Origin of the sequence: Pseudomonas sp. NPDC087029 (assembly GCF_044745345.1) — a bacterium.
Lineage (GTDB): Bacteria > Pseudomonadota > Gammaproteobacteria > Pseudomonadales > Pseudomonadaceae > Aquipseudomonas > Aquipseudomonas faucium.
The window spans coordinates 502,445-516,051 of the sequence record NZ_JBIVAB010000001.1; the positions used below are offsets into that span (position 1 = coordinate 502,445).

The 13,607-nt window shown below is 63.5% G+C and carries 18 protein-coding genes and 2 tRNA genes; 9 read left to right on the top strand and 11 right to left on the bottom strand.

Annotated features, from left to right (window positions below; translation table 11 throughout):
- The first annotated feature begins 46 nt into the window (after positions 1-46).
- From sohB to ACIPG5_RS02290, 3 genes are all read left to right on the top strand, one after another.
- On the top strand, positions 47-1,066 hold the full coding sequence (sohB, locus tag ACIPG5_RS02280; RefSeq protein WP_286912138.1) for a protease SohB: 1,020 nt from the start codon (positions 47-49) through the stop codon (positions 1,064-1,066).
- Positions 1,067-1,219: 153 nt separating this feature from the next.
- Positions 1,220-1,293 (top strand) — tRNA-Cys (locus ACIPG5_RS02285).
- A gap of 89 nt (positions 1,294-1,382) precedes the next feature.
- A complete protein-coding gene (locus tag ACIPG5_RS02290; protein WP_176515084.1) occupies positions 1,383-1,646 on the top strand; it encodes a hypothetical protein in 264 nt (87 codons plus the stop codon).
- Between the two features lie 247 nt (positions 1,647-1,893).
- Here ACIPG5_RS02290 and ACIPG5_RS02295 read toward each other — a convergent pair whose 3' ends face one another.
- A complete protein-coding gene (locus ACIPG5_RS02295; RefSeq protein ID WP_401373111.1) occupies positions 1,894-2,568 on the bottom strand; it encodes a polysaccharide lyase family 7 protein in 675 nt (224 codons plus the stop codon).
- Between the two features lie 248 nt (positions 2,569-2,816).
- Between ACIPG5_RS02295 and ACIPG5_RS02300 the strand changes: the two genes are divergently transcribed.
- Positions 2,817-3,020, top strand: coding sequence for a hypothetical protein (locus ACIPG5_RS02300; RefSeq protein ID WP_176515080.1), 204 nt, complete (start codon positions 2,817-2,819; stop codon positions 3,018-3,020).
- A gap of 1 nt (position 3,021) precedes the next feature.
- Here the strand turns inward: ACIPG5_RS02300 and ACIPG5_RS02305 are convergent, their stop codons facing one another.
- The gene (locus tag ACIPG5_RS02305; protein ID WP_236235422.1) at positions 3,022-3,435 is read right to left on the bottom strand and encodes a DoxX family protein; all 414 of its coding nucleotides are present in this window, start codon (positions 3,433-3,435) and stop codon (positions 3,022-3,024) included.
- A 102-nt stretch (positions 3,436-3,537) separates the two neighbouring features.
- Positions 3,538-3,622 (bottom strand) — tRNA-Leu (locus ACIPG5_RS02310).
- Positions 3,623-3,826: 204 nt separating this feature from the next.
- Between ACIPG5_RS02310 and ACIPG5_RS02315 the strand changes: the two genes are divergently transcribed.
- The 4 genes from ACIPG5_RS02315 (at position 3,827) to ACIPG5_RS02330 (ending at position 7,173) form a co-directional block, all read left to right on the top strand.
- Positions 3,827-4,114, top strand: coding sequence for a hypothetical protein (locus ACIPG5_RS02315; RefSeq protein ID WP_176515078.1), 288 nt, complete (start codon positions 3,827-3,829; stop codon positions 4,112-4,114).
- Positions 4,115-4,196: 82 nt separating this feature from the next.
- Positions 4,197-5,357, top strand: coding sequence for a nitrogen regulation protein NR(II) (locus ACIPG5_RS02320; protein WP_401373114.1), 1,161 nt, complete (start codon positions 4,197-4,199; stop codon positions 5,355-5,357).
- Between the two features lie 5 nt (positions 5,358-5,362).
- Positions 5,363-6,808, top strand: coding sequence for an ATPase domain-containing protein (locus tag ACIPG5_RS02325; RefSeq protein ID WP_401373116.1), 1,446 nt, complete (start codon positions 5,363-5,365; stop codon positions 6,806-6,808).
- An 11-nt stretch (positions 6,809-6,819) separates the two neighbouring features.
- Positions 6,820-7,173, top strand: coding sequence for a response regulator (locus ACIPG5_RS02330; protein WP_176515072.1), 354 nt, complete (start codon positions 6,820-6,822; stop codon positions 7,171-7,173).
- A 73-nt stretch (positions 7,174-7,246) separates the two neighbouring features.
- Here the strand turns inward: ACIPG5_RS02330 and csrA are convergent, their stop codons facing one another.
- The 8 genes from csrA to ACIPG5_RS02370 all read right to left on the bottom strand — a co-directional run bounded on the left by csrA (position 7,247) and on the right by ACIPG5_RS02370 (position 13,008).
- On the bottom strand, positions 7,247-7,444 hold the full coding sequence (csrA, locus tag ACIPG5_RS02335; RefSeq protein ID WP_008089330.1) for a carbon storage regulator CsrA: 198 nt from the start codon (positions 7,442-7,444) through the stop codon (positions 7,247-7,249).
- 252 nt (positions 7,445-7,696) lie between these two features.
- On the bottom strand, positions 7,697-8,719 hold the full coding sequence (locus tag ACIPG5_RS02340) for a DNA topoisomerase IB (protein ID WP_236235419.1): 1,023 nt from the start codon (positions 8,717-8,719) through the stop codon (positions 7,697-7,699).
- A 57-nt stretch (positions 8,720-8,776) separates the two neighbouring features.
- Entirely contained in the window at positions 8,777-9,868 is a 1,092-nt protein-coding gene (gene modC, locus ACIPG5_RS02345) for a molybdenum ABC transporter ATP-binding protein (protein ID WP_286912167.1), read from the bottom strand.
- 1 nt (position 9,869) lies between these two features.
- Positions 9,870-10,550 (bottom strand): molybdate ABC transporter permease subunit, encoded by a 681-nt coding sequence (gene modB, locus ACIPG5_RS02350; RefSeq protein ID WP_176515068.1) that lies wholly within the window; start codon positions 10,548-10,550, stop codon positions 9,870-9,872.
- Complete coding sequence (gene modA, locus ACIPG5_RS02355) at positions 10,550-11,308, bottom strand: molybdate ABC transporter substrate-binding protein (protein ID WP_176515067.1); 759 nt, start codon at positions 11,306-11,308, stop codon at positions 10,550-10,552. Before modA ends, modB begins: the two co-directional genes overlap by 1 nt.
- A gap of 114 nt (positions 11,309-11,422) precedes the next feature.
- Positions 11,423-12,499, bottom strand: coding sequence for an NAD(P)H-dependent flavin oxidoreductase (locus ACIPG5_RS02360; protein ID WP_401373120.1), 1,077 nt, complete (start codon positions 12,497-12,499; stop codon positions 11,423-11,425).
- Between the two features lie 28 nt (positions 12,500-12,527).
- Positions 12,528-12,698 (bottom strand): hypothetical protein, encoded by a 171-nt coding sequence (locus ACIPG5_RS02365; RefSeq protein WP_176515065.1) that lies wholly within the window; start codon positions 12,696-12,698, stop codon positions 12,528-12,530.
- A gap of 7 nt (positions 12,699-12,705) precedes the next feature.
- Positions 12,706-13,008, bottom strand: a complete 303-nt coding sequence (locus ACIPG5_RS02370; protein WP_039602623.1) for a DUF1883 domain-containing protein — start codon at positions 13,006-13,008, stop codon at positions 12,706-12,708.
- Between the two features lie 161 nt (positions 13,009-13,169).
- Between ACIPG5_RS02370 and ACIPG5_RS02375 the strand changes: the two genes are divergently transcribed.
- On the top strand, positions 13,170-13,529 hold the full coding sequence (locus ACIPG5_RS02375; RefSeq protein WP_286912169.1) for a hypothetical protein: 360 nt from the start codon (positions 13,170-13,172) through the stop codon (positions 13,527-13,529).
- Positions 13,530-13,607 lie beyond the last annotated feature (78 nt).

Here is a 13,607-nt window from a genome sequence, read left to right on the forward strand (position 1 = left end):
AGCTAAAGTTTCGCGCCGTCATGGCGCTGGTTCATAAGGAGTCAACGTGGAGTTTCTTGCCGAATACGCAAGCTTTCTCGCTAAAACAGCCACCCTGGTAATTGCCATCCTGGTGGTGCTGTCGGCCATCGCCGGCCTGCGCAGCAAAGGGCGGCGCAAGGCGGGTGGGCAACTGCAGGTCACCCGCCTCAACGAGTTCTATAAAGAGCTGCGCGAGCGCCTGGAGGCCGGGTTGCTCGACAAGGCCCAGCTCAAGGCTTTGCGCAAGCAGCAGGCGAAAAAGGAGAAGCAGCAGAAGAAGGCCAAGGCCGAGGAAAAGGGCCGGGTATTCGTGCTCGACTTCGATGGTGATATCAAAGCCTCCGCCACCGAAAGCCTGCGCAACGAAATCACCGCACTGCTGACCCTCGCCAATTCGCGTGACGAAGTGGTGCTGCGCCTGGAGAGCGGCGGTGGGCTGGTGCACAGCTATGGCCTTGCCGCTTCCCAGCTGGCGCGCATCCGCGAAGCCGGCATCCCGCTGACCGTGTGCATCGACAAGGTGGCCGCCAGCGGCGGCTACATGATGGCTTGTATTGGCGAGAAGATCGTCAGTGCCCCGTTCGCCGTCCTGGGTTCGATTGGCGTGGTGGCGCAGTTGCCCAACGTCAACCGCCTGCTGAAAAAGCATGACATCGACTTCGAGGTGCTCACCGCCGGTGAGTACAAGCGCACCCTGACCGTATTCGGCGAGAACACCGAGAAGGGCCGGGAGAAGTTCCAGGAAGACCTGGACATCACCCACCAGCTGTTCAAGGATTTCGTCGCCCGCTACCGCCCGCAGCTGCACATCGACGAGGTGGCCACCGGTGAAGTCTGGCTGGGCGTCGCTGCGCTGAACCGCAAACTGGTGGACCAGCTGCAGACCAGCGACGAATACCTCAGCGAGCGTGCCCGCAACGCCAACCTGTTCCACCTGCACTACGCCGAACGCAAGAGCTTGCAGGAGCGCATCGGCATGGCCGCCAGCGGCACGCTGGAGAACACCCTGGTGGGTTTGTGGAGTAAACTCGGCCGCTTGCGCTAAACCCTTGAACCCCTTGAATATTTTTTTTGATCAGGGGGTTGCAAGGTGTGCCGAATGCAGACATAATGCGCCCATCGAAACGCAGCGAACTTTGAAAAAGGTTCAGTGTTTCAAGGAGATAGCAAAGCGAAAGCCGCTAACTCCGAACTTTGAGGCCGAGTAGCAAAGTGGTTATGCTCCGGATTGCAAATCCGTCTACGCCGGTTCGATTCCGACCTCGGCCTCCACATTCGAAAGCCCCGCAGATTAACGTCTGCGGGGTTTTTCTTTGCGGGTCGAAAAAGTACCATCCGCGGCTTATTGAAAGGAGTCTCTTATGAAACACCGTTTTATCTGTCTGGCCCTGGCCTCGATTGCCCTAGCAGGGTGCAATGACTCCTCAAGCGGGAAAGCCTGCCTCGGAAGCAACGGCGACACGCTCGTAGAATCAATGCCCGGTCAGTGCAAAGCGGGCGATATCATTGGCACCAAGAATCCGGCCTACTTCTGCGATTTCAGCCATGCTGTTGCCTTCAATGGCTACAACTCCGCGTTCTGCGTCTACAGTGGCCGGCAGGCGGAGGAGCGCACAGCCAAGTAGCTGTACAAAATGCCGGAGTCGGCATCTGCCCAGCAGAGTGCACACAAGGTTGGTGTAATTATGGGCTGAGCGCTGCCCAGCGCGAGCGGCTCGTTGCAATCCTGTGGCCTGGGCTGCACAGCACATTCGGCCAAAGAAAAAGCCCGCCAACAAGTGGCGGGCCTAAAGAACGTCGGAGCAGGGTCAGTGTGCCCAGGCGGGTGTCATAAATTCGTGAAGGGTATGTTTCACGCCTGTAATACCCGCCTCAAGCATGCACCCGCTCCAGTGCGCTGATCACGCAGACGGACCCATCCTCGGCCGGCGTGTCATCGTTGTAGTCCACCTGGTTGTACACCCCGCCATGAAAATTCAGCGTCCGCGCCGCCCAGGATGGCCCCAGCTGCAGCGTGGCGGTGGTGCCGGTGCGGCCTGCGCACGTTGCGCTGACCGTGCAGGCGCCGTTCTCGGTGACGTCGATGGTGATATCGAAACGGCTGCCGAGCGGCACATTCTCCAGCACGGTGCTGCTCACGGTTGCGGTCTGGTTGAAGTCCGCGCGAAAGCCCACGGTGATCTTGCCCTTGTTCCAGAACACCTTGATCGGCGGGTTGTCGTCGTCCTTCACATGCATCTGGGAAATCACCACCTTTTGCGCCAGGTTGACCTTCTCCAGCGTCATGCGCTGGTGATTGCGGTGGCGGGCAGCGCTGCCCAGGGCCCGGTACACGGCTTCTTTCCATTCGCAGCGGGTGCGGTGGGTGCTCTTGCTCGATGCGCCCTTGGTGGGGGCGGTCATGCGGATCGAGCCATCGCTCAGGCGTGCGACCACGTTGGTCAGGCTCGCCAGGGCCTGGGCGCCTGTCACTTCGAGGGCAACGGGGTTGCTGGCGGATTTCGGAACGGGTGTGGTGATGATGAGGTTGTCGATGTTCACGGCCATGCATTCTCTCCTTGAAAAAGCGGTTCCTGCATCATGTGCGAACGCAACATTTTGGTTGGGTTCGGGGAGCGGCCTGCATTCGGACGAAGGGTCTGCGCAAAAAAAAGCCCGCCAGGAAGGCGGGCAAGGAACGTTTGAAGGGAGAGATTTCAGCCTGAGGGCTATCGGTTAACTCAGCATTAACCGTCAGCCATTGACCCTGGCCAGCGATGCGCCTATACAGGCGTGGCCAATTTCCAGGAGCCACCATGCGCGACGAAGACGACCTGCACGAGCCGGAGCACGATCACCTGCTCGATCACGAATTCCTTTACGACGACCTGGACATCGAAGCCGATGCCCAGGGCGCCGAAGATGAAGTCGAGGAAGACGAAGAGCTACTGGATGACCTCGACGACGACCTCGACGACGAGGACGACCATCCCGCCTGGCACGACGACGTGGACGACTGACTCAGCGCCCGTCCAGCGAGAACCGCCCAGGCCCGCTCACTGCCAGCAACAGCAGCCCGCCGACGATGCTCAGGTTCTTCAGGAACTGGGTCATGTTGGCGGCACGCTCAGGGTCGACCATGTTCCAGAACGGGTGCCCCAGCAGCGCCGTGCCCAGCACGAACAACGCGAACAGGAAAGCCAGCGGGCGCGTGTAGAAACCCAGGATCAGCGCGATGCCGACGAAAAACTCCATCAGCACGGCAACCGCTGCCGCCACCATGGGGGCAGGTGCGCCCAGCGAGGTCATGTAGCCGACCGTGCCTTCGAAACCGGTGAGCTTGGCCCAGCCCGAGAGGATGAACAGGATCATCAGCAGCACGCGGGCGATGAGGAGGATGATGTCGCGTTGGCCATCGAACAGGGAGTAGCGCATGGTGGCATTCCAGTGGACGTAGACAGGTTCCACTCTAGCAGGCATGCGCTGAATTTCCGGCGGGCACGAAAAAGGCGCCACCAGGGCGCCTTCATCAAAATATGGTGCGAGTGGCGGGACTCGAACCCGCAAGGCTCACGCCGACAGATTTTAAGTCTGCTGTGTATACCAATTCCACCACACTCGCACGCTTGAAAGGGTCGTGACGACCGGCGCGCTTCTAGGCAGAAGGGCCTGACAATCAAGCGCGCTTTATAACCCATTGTTATAGTTGAGTCAACTACAGCACCTATGATCAAAGGAGTGATGGCCTCGAACGGAAGGTTAATTGACACCTAGGTGTCATTAGGCCACTGTGGCGCCTTCCATTGGATCCAATGAGTGCGTAGCCATGTCTCGGGCTTCCCGTTCCACCGATTCCGGGCGCCTCGTTCGCCCCCGCTGGTACTGGCGTGTGCTGTTCGCCCACGTTCTGTTGCTGGGGGCGTTTCTCTATGTCAGCCTGGCCTCACTGGGCGGCTACCTGTTGATGATCGGGTTCGCCGACGAACACCCGCAACCCCAGCGCCTGATGGCCCTGGGCGGTGGCGGAGTGATCGTGCTGGTGTGCCTGTGGTTGCTGAAAGTGGCGCTGCCGCGGCGGGTCAGCCCGGTGCTGGTCGAGCGTGAGCCTGGCTGAACTGAAGTGCAGCGCGCTGACGGAGGCGGGCAACTTTGGCTAAGCTCACTATTTCCCCTCCTGCTGTGCCTGTGGAGTTTGCATGGTTTCAGCTGACTGCACCGACCACCCTGTGATGCCCGCTAACAGCTATGAGCGCTTGGTGCAGTCAGTGGTGGACTACGCCATCTATATGCTCGACACCTCCGGCCGTGTGGTCAGCTGGAACGCCGGCGCCGAGCGCATCAAGGGCTACCGCGCCGAGGAAGTCGTCGGCCGGCATTTTTCGTTGTTCTTCACTCCTCAGGATTGCCTCGATGGCCGCCCCGAACGGCTGCTCAAGCAGGCCCTGGAGCAGGGCGTGGCGCAGGACGAGGGCTGGCGGGTACGCAAGGATGGCACGCAGTTCTGGGCGTTGGCCGCGCTGGACGTTATCCACGATGAGCAGGGGAGGGTCATAGGACTGGCCAAGGTCACCCGTGACATCACCGACCGGCGCGAGTCGGCCATGCAGCTCGATGCGGTGCGTGCCCAGCTGTTCCAGGCGCAGAAGCTCGAAGCGCTGGGCCAGCTGACGGGCGGCTTGGCCCACGACTTCAACAACCTGCTGACCATCATCATCAATTCCGCGCGCATGGCCCAGGAAAGCCGCGACCCGGCGCGCCAGCAGCGGCTGATGCAGCACGTGCTCGATGCCGGCCAGCGCGGCACCGAGCTGACCAAGCAGCTGCTGACCTTCGCCCGCCACCGCCAGCTCGAAGTCAGCCTGATCGCGCCGGCCGAGTTGCTCACCGCAACCCGTGGCCTGCTGGAGCACGCCTTGCCCCGCGAAATCACGCTCGAAGAGCGGCTGCAGCCCGATTTGCCGATGATCGAAGTGGACGTCGGGCAATTGCAGATGGTGTTGCTCAACCTGATGTTCAATGCCCGCGATGCCATCGAAGGCCACGGCACCATTCGCATGGCGATCGAGGCCGTGGAGCTTGCGGGCGAAGTGGAAGGGCTGTACGGAGGCTACGTCTGTTTCGAGGTGAGCGACACCGGCCCAGGCATCGACCCGCACGTACTGCCGCGGATCTTCGAGCCGTTCTTCACCACCAAACCCTTCGGCAAGGGCACCGGCCTGGGCCTCAGCCAGGCCTACGGCTTTGCCAAGCAAAGCAATGGCGCAATCACCGTGCGCAGCGAGATGGGCGAGGGTACTTGCATGCGCCTGTACCTGCCGACCTGCCGGCGTGATGCGCACAGTCAAACGCAAAGGTAGCCACCATGGCACAAGCACTCAAGCGGCTGGTGACGGGAATAGCGGGGCTCGATGCGCTGCTCAAGGGCGGCCTGGTCGCTGGCGCGTCCTACATCATTCAAGGGCCGCCAGGGGCGGGCAAGACCATTCTTGCCAACCAGCTGGCCTGCAGCCACGTGCGCCAGGGCGGGCGAGTGCTGGTGGCGACCTTGCTCAGTGAATCCCACGAGCGGCTGTTCCAGTACCTGGCGACCCTGGATTTCTTCGACCCGGCGATGGTCGGCGACCAGATCCAGTTCGTCAGCGCCTTCGACACCCTCGAGCAGGAGGGGCTGGATGCGGTGGTCAAGTTGCTGCGCCAGGAAATCAGCCGGCAGCAGGCCAGCTTGCTGATCGTCGACGGTGTGCTCAACGCCCGGGTGCGCGCGGAAACGTCGCTGGACACCAAGAAATTCGTTTCCGAGCTGCAAGGCCATGCGGCCTTCGCCGGTTGTACCGTGCTGCTGCTGACCAGCGCTCGGCTGGACGAAGGCAGCCCCGAGCACACCATGGTCGATGGGGTGATCGAGCTAGGCGAGCAGTTGCTCGGCAGCCGCGCCGTGCGCCACGTGCAACTGCGCAAGACGCGCGGCAGCGGGGCGTTGTCCGGCCGCCACGAATGCCTGATCGACGAGGCGGGAATGCACGTGTTCCCACGCCTGGAGGCCTTGTACAGCCACCCCAGCCAGCCGGGCAATGCCAGCTTGAGCCGGGTGACCACGGGCATCGAGACACTCGATGAGATGCTCGGCGGCGGCCTGGCCAAAGGCTCGGTCAGCTTGTTGATGGGGCCCTCGGGGATCGGCAAGACTTCATTGGGCCTGGCGTTTCTGGGAGCCTCTACTCCCGAAGCCCCGGGCCTGCATTTCGGCTTTTACGAAACCCCCGACCGCCTGCGGCTGAAGGCGGCGTCCCTGGGCTATGACTTCGCCGCACTGGAGCGCCAAGGCGCCTTGCAGCTGTGCTGGCAGCCAACCACCGAAGGCTTGCTCGACCAGCTCGGTGCGCACCTGCTGGCGCAGGTCGAAGCCGCAGGCAGCAAGCGCGTGGTGATCGACAGCCTCGGCGCCTTCAGCCGCCTGGCAGTCGACCCGGCACGGCTCAACGCGTACTTCCGCGCCTTGACCGGCGAGCTGCGGGCGCGGGATGTCAGCGTCATGCTCACCTGGGAAATGCGCGACATCTTCGGCTCGGAAATCACCGCGCCAGCGCCGGACCTGTCGAGCATCGTCGACAACCTCATGCTGCTGCGCTTCGTCGAGCTGGACTCGCAGCTGCGGCGCCTGTTGTCGATCCTCAAGGTGCGCGACAGCCACCACGACCCGGCGCTGCATGCGCTGCATTTCGGCCCGCAGGGTATCAGCCTGCGCAAGGCATTCGAGGGTGCCAGCGGGGTGCTTTCGGGTTCGCCGGTGCCGCAAGGGGGTGGGTGACGGGGCCGCAGATGAATACCATCCTGATCGTCGATGACGAATACCTGATTGCCGATATCCTGGGCTTCGCCCTGGAGGATGAAGGCTTTCTGGTGGAGAAGGCGAGCAATGGACGCAAAGCCCTGGAAGCGCTCAAGGAAAAGCGCGTGGAGCTGGTCATCACCGACTACATGATGCCCGTGCTCAACGGAGAGGAATTGGTGGTGGCGATTCGCGAGGAGCTGGTGCTGCCGGACCTGCCCGTGATCCTCATGAGCGGCGCCCAGGCCAGCCAAGGACGCCCGGAACTGTTCGCCGCGGTGTTCGACAAACCCTTCGACATGGACAGGATGATCGCCAAGGTGCGCGAGTTGCTGGGCACCTGAGGCTCGGCCAGCGGGCCGGTCCTTGGTGCGTTGCGAGCAGGCGCGTCCGTGCGACTGTCAGGTAGCCGGCAGGTCAGTGCTGGTCGTCGTGCTTCTCCGGTGCCGGGTTGCCGGCCTGGATGCGCTTGAAGATTTCCTCACGGTGCACCTGGACATCTTTTGGTGCATCGATGCCAATCCTCACCTGCATCCCTTTGACGCCCAGAATGGTGACTTTGATGTCATCGTTAATGACGATGCTTTCGCCAACCTTACGGGTGAGTATCAGCATGTAGTTCTCCTTGGTGATATAGAAATCCGCCTGGCCAGTGCCGTGGCGGTGGGAGCCTGTCCCTCTTCCTTCTCATTAAAGACGCTTTCGGCGGATAGTAATTCCCCGAAATATAAAAACTGTCGTGTGTCTTTAGTCGCAGGTGCCGATTCAGTGCGCCACTGGTGTGTCGACGAAGGTGCTCGGTGGCAAGGATAGGGGGGTTCGAGGCGTATGGGAAATTTCTCTGCATCATTGGTCAGATAGCCCAGCTCAATCATCAGCCGATTCCTCCAGCGCCTGCAGAAACAACAGCAGCGCGACTTCTTCCGGATCCAGCCCTTTGCGCACTCGGCGGCCAGGCAAGTTAGGCAGCCGCCCCAGGGCGTAATGCTCCAGCACCGCCGGGTGGATGTAGCAGCGCCGGCACACCGCCGGCGTGTTGCCCAGGCGTGCGGCCACCTGCTTGACGATGCTGCTGACCTGGCGCTTGGCCTCGCTTTCCGGCTCCCAGGCCAGCGGCCTGAGCAGGCTCAACGCCAGGCTGCTGCCGGCCCAGGTGCGGTAGTCCTTGGCGGTGAAGTCGGCGCCGGTCAGCTGCTGCAAGAACTGGTTGATCTCGCTGGAGCCCACGCTGTGGCGCTGGCCGTCTTCGTCCAGGTACTGGAACAGCGCCTGCCCAGGCAGCTCCATGCAGCGTTTGAGCAGGTTCGCCAGGCGCCGGTCGCGCAGGGTCACATCGTGTTCCACGCCGCGCTTGCCGCGGAACTGGAAACGGATGGTACTGCCCTCGACCTTGACGTGGCGGTTGCGCAGGGTGGTCAGCCCGTAGGACTTGTTGTCGCGCAGGTAGCGCTGGTTGCCGATGCGGATCAGCGTGTGGTCGAGCAGGCTGACCACCAGGGCCATGACCTTTTCCCGGTCCAGGCCTGGGCGGGCCAGGTGCAGTTCCAGCTGAGCACGAAGTTTGGGCAGTACCTGGGCGAAAGCCAGCATGCGCCCGTACTTGTGCTCGTCGCGCAGTTCGCGCCACTGGGTGTGATAGCGGTACTGCTTGCGCCCACGGGCATCGCGGCCGGTGGCCTGCAGATGGCCCTGCGGGTCGGCGCAGATCCACACATCGGTATAGGCCGGCGGGATCACCAGCGCCGCGATGCGCGCCAGGGTCTGGCTGTCGCGGATGCGCTGGCCTTGAGCATCCAGGTAGATGAAGCGCCCGCGCCAGAGCTTGCGGCTGAGGCCGGGCTGGCTGTCGTCAACATAGTGCAGGCTGGGCGGCAAGCTGCAGTCGAGCATCGTCGGCACACCTCGATCAGGTCACTGATCAATGGACAACAGCCGCGCCGCCGATGCTCAGCCCAACAGTGCCACCGACTTGATCTGCGCATACAAGGCCTGCCCGGGGTGCAGGCCGAGCTGGTCGGCCGAGTAGCGGGTGATGCGCGCCAGCAAGGCGTTGCCACCGGCATCCAGGCTCACCAGCACATGGGCGGGGTTGTCTGCCGGGCACGCTTCGCGCACCCGCACCGGCAGCCGGTTGAGAATGCTCGAGGTACCGTCGGCCATCAGCGCCAGGCTGACGTCGCGGGCCTGCACCTTGACCCGCAGCGTGCTGCCCATGCTGTGCGCCGGGTGGGCGATGCGCAGCAGCGGCCCTATGCTGCCGGGCAGGCGCAGGTCGAGCAGGTCGTAGTGCGGGTCGTGGCCGACCACCATGCCCTCGATCACCACGCCGGCGTCCTCGCCCTGGGCCAGCGACAGGTCGAGGCGGGCAAGGGTTTCGCCGATCGGCCCGCTGGCCATGGCCCGGCCTTGTTCGAGCAGCACCAGGTGGTCGGCCAGGCGCGCCACTTCGTCCTGGGCATGGCTGACGTACACCAGCGGGATGTCCAGCTCGTCGTGCAGGCGCTCAAGGTAAGGCAGGATCTCGCGTTTGCGTGGCCCGTCGAGGGCAGCCAGTGGCTCGTCCATCAGCAGCAGGCGCGGGCTGCTGAGCAGCGCCCGGGCGATCCCCACGCGCTGCGCCTCGCCGCCGGACAAGGTGGCCGGCCGACGTTCGAGCAGGTGGCCGATGCCCAGCAGTTGGCAGGCCTGGTCGAGGCCGACCTTGCGCTCGCTGGCGGCGATGCGGCGCCAGCCGAACTCCAGGTTGCCGCGCACCGACAGGTGCGGGAACAGGCTGGCTTCCTGGAACACGTAGCCCACTGGGCGCAGGTGCGGCGCCTGGAAGTAGCCGCGGGCACTGTCTTCCCAGACCTCGCCATTGACTTCGATATAGGCCTTGGCCGCGCGCTCCAGCCCGGCCAGGCAGCGCAGCACCGAGGTCTTGCCCGAGCCTGAGTGGCCGAACAGTGCACTGATGCCGCGACCGGGCAGCTGCAGGTCGACATCCAGGGTGAAGTCGTCGCGCGCCAGTTGCAGGCGCGCCACAATCGATCCGCTCATTTCAGCTCCAGCCGGTCTTGCCGCGGCGCCCGGCATACAGCAGGAGCAGCACCAGGAACGAGAACACCAGCATGGCACCGGCCAGCCAGTGGGCTTGTGAATACTCCATGGCCTCGACGTGATCGAAGATCTGCACCGAAACCACGCGGGTCTTGTCAGGGATATTGCCGCCGATCATCAGCACCACGCCGAACTCGCCCACGGTGTGGGCAAAGCCGAGGATGCTGGCGGTGACGAAACCGGGGCGGGCCAGCGGCAGCACCACATGGACGAAAGTGTCCCAGGGGCTGGCGCGCAGCGTCGCGGCCACTTCCAGTGGGCGCTGGCCGATGGCGGTGAAGGCATTTTGCAGCGGTTGCACCACGAACGGCATGGAATACACCGTCGAGCCGATCACCAGGCCGGCGAAGCTGAACACCACGCTACCCAGGCCCAGGGCCTGGGTGGCCTGGCCAATCCAACCGTGCGGGCCCAAGGCCAGCAGCAGGTAGAAGCCTATCACCGTCGGTGGCAGCACCAGCGGCAAGGCCACCACCGCGCCCACCGGCCCGCGTAGCCAGGAGCGCGTGCGCGCCAGCCACCAGGCGATGGGCGTGCCGACGACCAGCAGGATCAGGGTGGTCAGGCTGGCCAGTTTAAGGGTCAGCCAGATCGCGCCCAGGTCACTGGCGTCAAGTGGCATCAGAGTTCATAACCGTAAGACTTGATCACCGCAGCGGCTTTCGGGCCTTTGAGGTATTCGACCAAGGCCTTGGCCGCAGCGCTGTCCTTGCCTTTGTTGAGGATCACGGCGTCCTGGCGGATCGGGTCGTGCAGGTTGGCCGGCACGATCCAGGCCGAGCCGCTGGTGACCTTGCCGTCCTTGTAGATCTGGGACAGGGCGACGAAGCCCAGTTCGGCATTGCCCGTGGAGACGAACTGGAAGGCCTGGGTGATGTTCTGGCCTTCGACGATCTTGCCCTTGGTGGCTTCGGTCAGCTTCAGCTTGTCCAGCACCTGGGTGGCGGCCAGGCCGTAAGGCGCGGCTTTCGGGTTGGCGATGGACAGGTGCTTGAATTCGTTCTTCTTCAGCACGTCACCCTTGGCGTCCACGTAGCCTTCCTTGGCCGACCACAGCGCCAGGGTGCCGATGGCGTAGGTGAAGCGCGAACCTGGGACGATTTCCTTTTCTTCTTCGAGCTTTTTCGGGGTGCTGTCGTCGGCGGCCAGGAACACCTCGAACGGCGCGCCGTTCTTGATCTGGGCGTAGAACTGCCCGGTGGCGCCGTAGGCGGCGACCAGCTTGTGGCCGGTGTCTTTCTCGAAGTCTTTGGCGATGGCCTGGATCGGCGCTGTGAAGTTCGCGGCGACCGCGACCTGCACCTCGTCGGCCCAGGCGCTGTTGAGGGAAATCAGGCTGGCGAGGGCGGTGACGGCCAGGTAAGGCAAGCGGATACGCATGAACAGCTCCTTGGGGTGGTTATCGTTATGGCGTGAACTATATAGCGATAGGCCATTTGTCGGGAAGGGGCTGAATCATGCGGATTTGCAGGTGGCAGTGGCCTTGCGCGCGCTTTACCGATTGAGCTGCGCCAGTGCGCGTTCGGCGATCTGGCGGGTCAGTTGCTCGGCTGGCATCGCCTTGCCCAGGCGTAGCGCCTGGCCTGCCCACAGGTTGCTGAAATCGCTGTTGCCTTGCGGGTCGGTGATCGCCCGCAGCGGCATCAGCGCGCCACCGGCCAGTGGGAAGCGCGGCGCCAGCGCGCTCATCGGCCCCAGCTCGCGCATGATGCGGTTGTTGATGCCGCGTGCCGGGCGCCCGGTGAACAGGTTGGTCAGCGCCGTGTCGCTGGCGGGCGCGCTGTCCAGCGCGCGGCGATGGGCCGCAGAAACCTTGGCTTCCGGGCAGAACAGGTAGGCGGTGCCGAGCTGCACGGCGCTGGCACCCAGGGCCAGCGCCGCGACCAGGCCGCGATGGTCGCCGATGCCGCCTGCGGCAATCACCGGCAGGCGCACCGCATCGGCAATCTGCGGCACCAGGGCGAACGTGCCGATCTGGCTGGTGATGTCGTCGCTGAGGAACATGCCGCGATGGCCGCCGGCTTCATAACCCATGGCAATGATCGCATCACAGCCGTGGGCCTCGAGCCAGACGGCCTCTTGCACGGTGGTGGCGCTGGACAGCACCTTGGCACCTGTCGCCTTGACCCGCTGCAGCAGCGCAGGCGCCGGCAGGCCGAAGTGAAAACTCACCACTTCCGGGCGCAGTTGCTCGACCAGTTGGCAGCTCTGTTCATCGAAGGGGGCACGGTTGGAGACCGGGGTGGGCGCCTCGTAATCGGCGCCGACTTCCTCGTAGTAAGGCTTGAGCGCCTGCTTCCACTGCGCGGCGCGCTCGGCATCTGGCGCCGGGGGCTGGTGGCAGAAGAAGTTGAGGTTCAGCGGCCGCCCCGGGCAGGCGGCGCGAAAGGCGGCAATTTCGCCGCGCACCTGCTCGCCGGTGAGCATGGCGCAGGGCAGGGCACCGAGCCCGCCGGCGTTGGCCACGGCAATCGCCATGGCCGAGCCGCCGGCTCCGGCCATGGGCGCCTGGAGCATGGGCAACTCGATGCCCAGAAGATCGAGAATACGATGGTCGGGCCAGTTGCTCATGCGGTTCTCCTTGCGCGCAGTGTGTGGGTTACAGGGCCTTGCTGACCTGGATGTCGGTGATCTTCTCGGCGTCGTCGCCGTGGATCTTGCGCAGGGCATCGAGCGCCTGCTCGTGCGAGGCGTCGGGCATCACGGCGAAATCCCAGCGGCGCTCGCCGTCGAGCTTGTATTTGATGACGTACTTGATGTTCTGGGTCATGGCAGTCTTATCTGAGTTTCGACGACGAGCGACGGATGATCTTGATCTTGTGGGTCAAGGTTGGCTTGCGCGTTACCGAGATCGGGCGGGTGGTCACGGTGTCGATGGTGATGTTCCAGAAGCCGGTGCTGGGCACGGTGATCTTGGCCGGGAAACGCTCGAAGTGGCCACCGTGGTAGGTGTGCCGGCCGCCATTCTTGAAGCTGCGGAAGTTGGCGTCGTTCATCAGGCGGATGTTGCAGCGCTGGGAACACTCGATGACGACGATGTCGTCCTCGTTCAAGTGCTCGCGCTGGTGTACGAATTTCATGGGGTGCTCCGCAAAGTCTGGTTCTGCAAAGGCGAACGATACCACGATGTCGCCACAGGCTGGCGCACCGGCTGAAGCGGGCGCGGATAATTCTGCCAAAGCGGGGAGCAAAAACGCCTGGGCGTTGTCATAGCGAATTCTTGACAGCAGAGGTGCGACAAATGAAGTGGATGGTAGCGGCGTTGGCCTTGACGTTGGGAGGGTGTGTCAGTGTTTCGGAGCTGGAGCAATCCCACGAAACCCTCGATGTGATGTCTGGCAAGACGCCGCGTGAATATGCCGACTGCGTCAAGCAGCACCTGGCAGACAGCCGCGACCCCTTGGTCGAAGAAAAGCGTGATGACGGCTTGCGCCTGATCGTGCCGCAGAAGCTCTCGGCCGGCAGCGGGCCGGCGGCGCTGGTGGATATCGAAAAGCGCGGCAGCGGCAGCAGCATCAAGCTGCACGAGCGGCTGAACAACTTCCCGCTGCGCCTGGGTGACGTGCGCACGGCTGCGACCAAATGCATTTCAGGCAATTGACCTGGCGCAAGTAATGCGCGCTTAGCAAGGCCTTGGCCTGAGCGAGCGCTGTTGCACATTCGCTTACGGGGCTAGTAT

Excerpts from the sequence above, each read along its gene's own strand:
- ACIPG5_RS02305 (WP_236235422.1), bottom strand. The coding sequence starts at position 3,435 with ATGCGCTACTCCCTGTTCGATGGCCAACGCGACATCATCCTCCTCATC.
- ACIPG5_RS02295 (WP_401373111.1), bottom strand. The coding sequence starts at position 2,568 with ATGGCCGTGAACATCGACAACCTCATCATCACCACACCCGTTCCGAAA.
- ACIPG5_RS02290 (WP_176515084.1), top strand. The coding sequence starts at position 1,383 with ATGAAACACCGTTTTATCTGTCTGGCCCTGGCCTCGATTGCCCTAGCA.
- ACIPG5_RS02330 (WP_176515072.1), top strand. The coding sequence starts at position 6,820 with ATGAATACCATCCTGATCGTCGATGACGAATACCTGATTGCCGATATC.
- csrA (WP_008089330.1), bottom strand. The coding sequence starts at position 7,444 with ATGCTGATACTCACCCGTAAGGTTGGCGAAAGCATCGTCATTAACGAT.
- ACIPG5_RS02325 (WP_401373116.1), top strand. The coding sequence starts at position 5,363 with ATGGCACAAGCACTCAAGCGGCTGGTGACGGGAATAGCGGGGCTCGAT.
- ACIPG5_RS02360 (WP_401373120.1), bottom strand. The coding sequence starts at position 12,499 with ATGAGCAACTGGCCCGACCATCGTATTCTCGATCTTCTGGGCATCGAG.
- modB (WP_176515068.1), bottom strand. The coding sequence starts at position 10,550 with ATGCCACTTGACGCCAGTGACCTGGGCGCGATCTGGCTGACCCTTAAA.
- modC (WP_286912167.1), bottom strand. The coding sequence starts at position 9,868 with ATGAGCGGATCGATTGTGGCGCGCCTGCAACTGGCGCGCGACGACTTC.
- modA (WP_176515067.1), bottom strand. The coding sequence starts at position 11,308 with ATGCGTATCCGCTTGCCTTACCTGGCCGTCACCGCCCTCGCCAGCCTG.
- ACIPG5_RS02370 (WP_039602623.1), bottom strand. The coding sequence starts at position 13,008 with ATGAAATTCGTACACCAGCGCGAGCACTTGAACGAGGACGACATCGTC.
- ACIPG5_RS02315 (WP_176515078.1), top strand. The coding sequence starts at position 3,827 with ATGTCTCGGGCTTCCCGTTCCACCGATTCCGGGCGCCTCGTTCGCCCC.
- ACIPG5_RS02320 (WP_401373114.1), top strand. The coding sequence starts at position 4,197 with ATGGTTTCAGCTGACTGCACCGACCACCCTGTGATGCCCGCTAACAGC.
- ACIPG5_RS02340 (WP_236235419.1), bottom strand. The coding sequence starts at position 8,719 with ATGCTCGACTGCAGCTTGCCGCCCAGCCTGCACTATGTTGACGACAGC.
- ACIPG5_RS02300 (WP_176515080.1), top strand. The coding sequence starts at position 2,817 with ATGCGCGACGAAGACGACCTGCACGAGCCGGAGCACGATCACCTGCTC.
- ACIPG5_RS02375 (WP_286912169.1), top strand. The coding sequence starts at position 13,170 with ATGAAGTGGATGGTAGCGGCGTTGGCCTTGACGTTGGGAGGGTGTGTC.
- ACIPG5_RS02365 (WP_176515065.1), bottom strand. The coding sequence starts at position 12,698 with ATGACCCAGAACATCAAGTACGTCATCAAATACAAGCTCGACGGCGAG.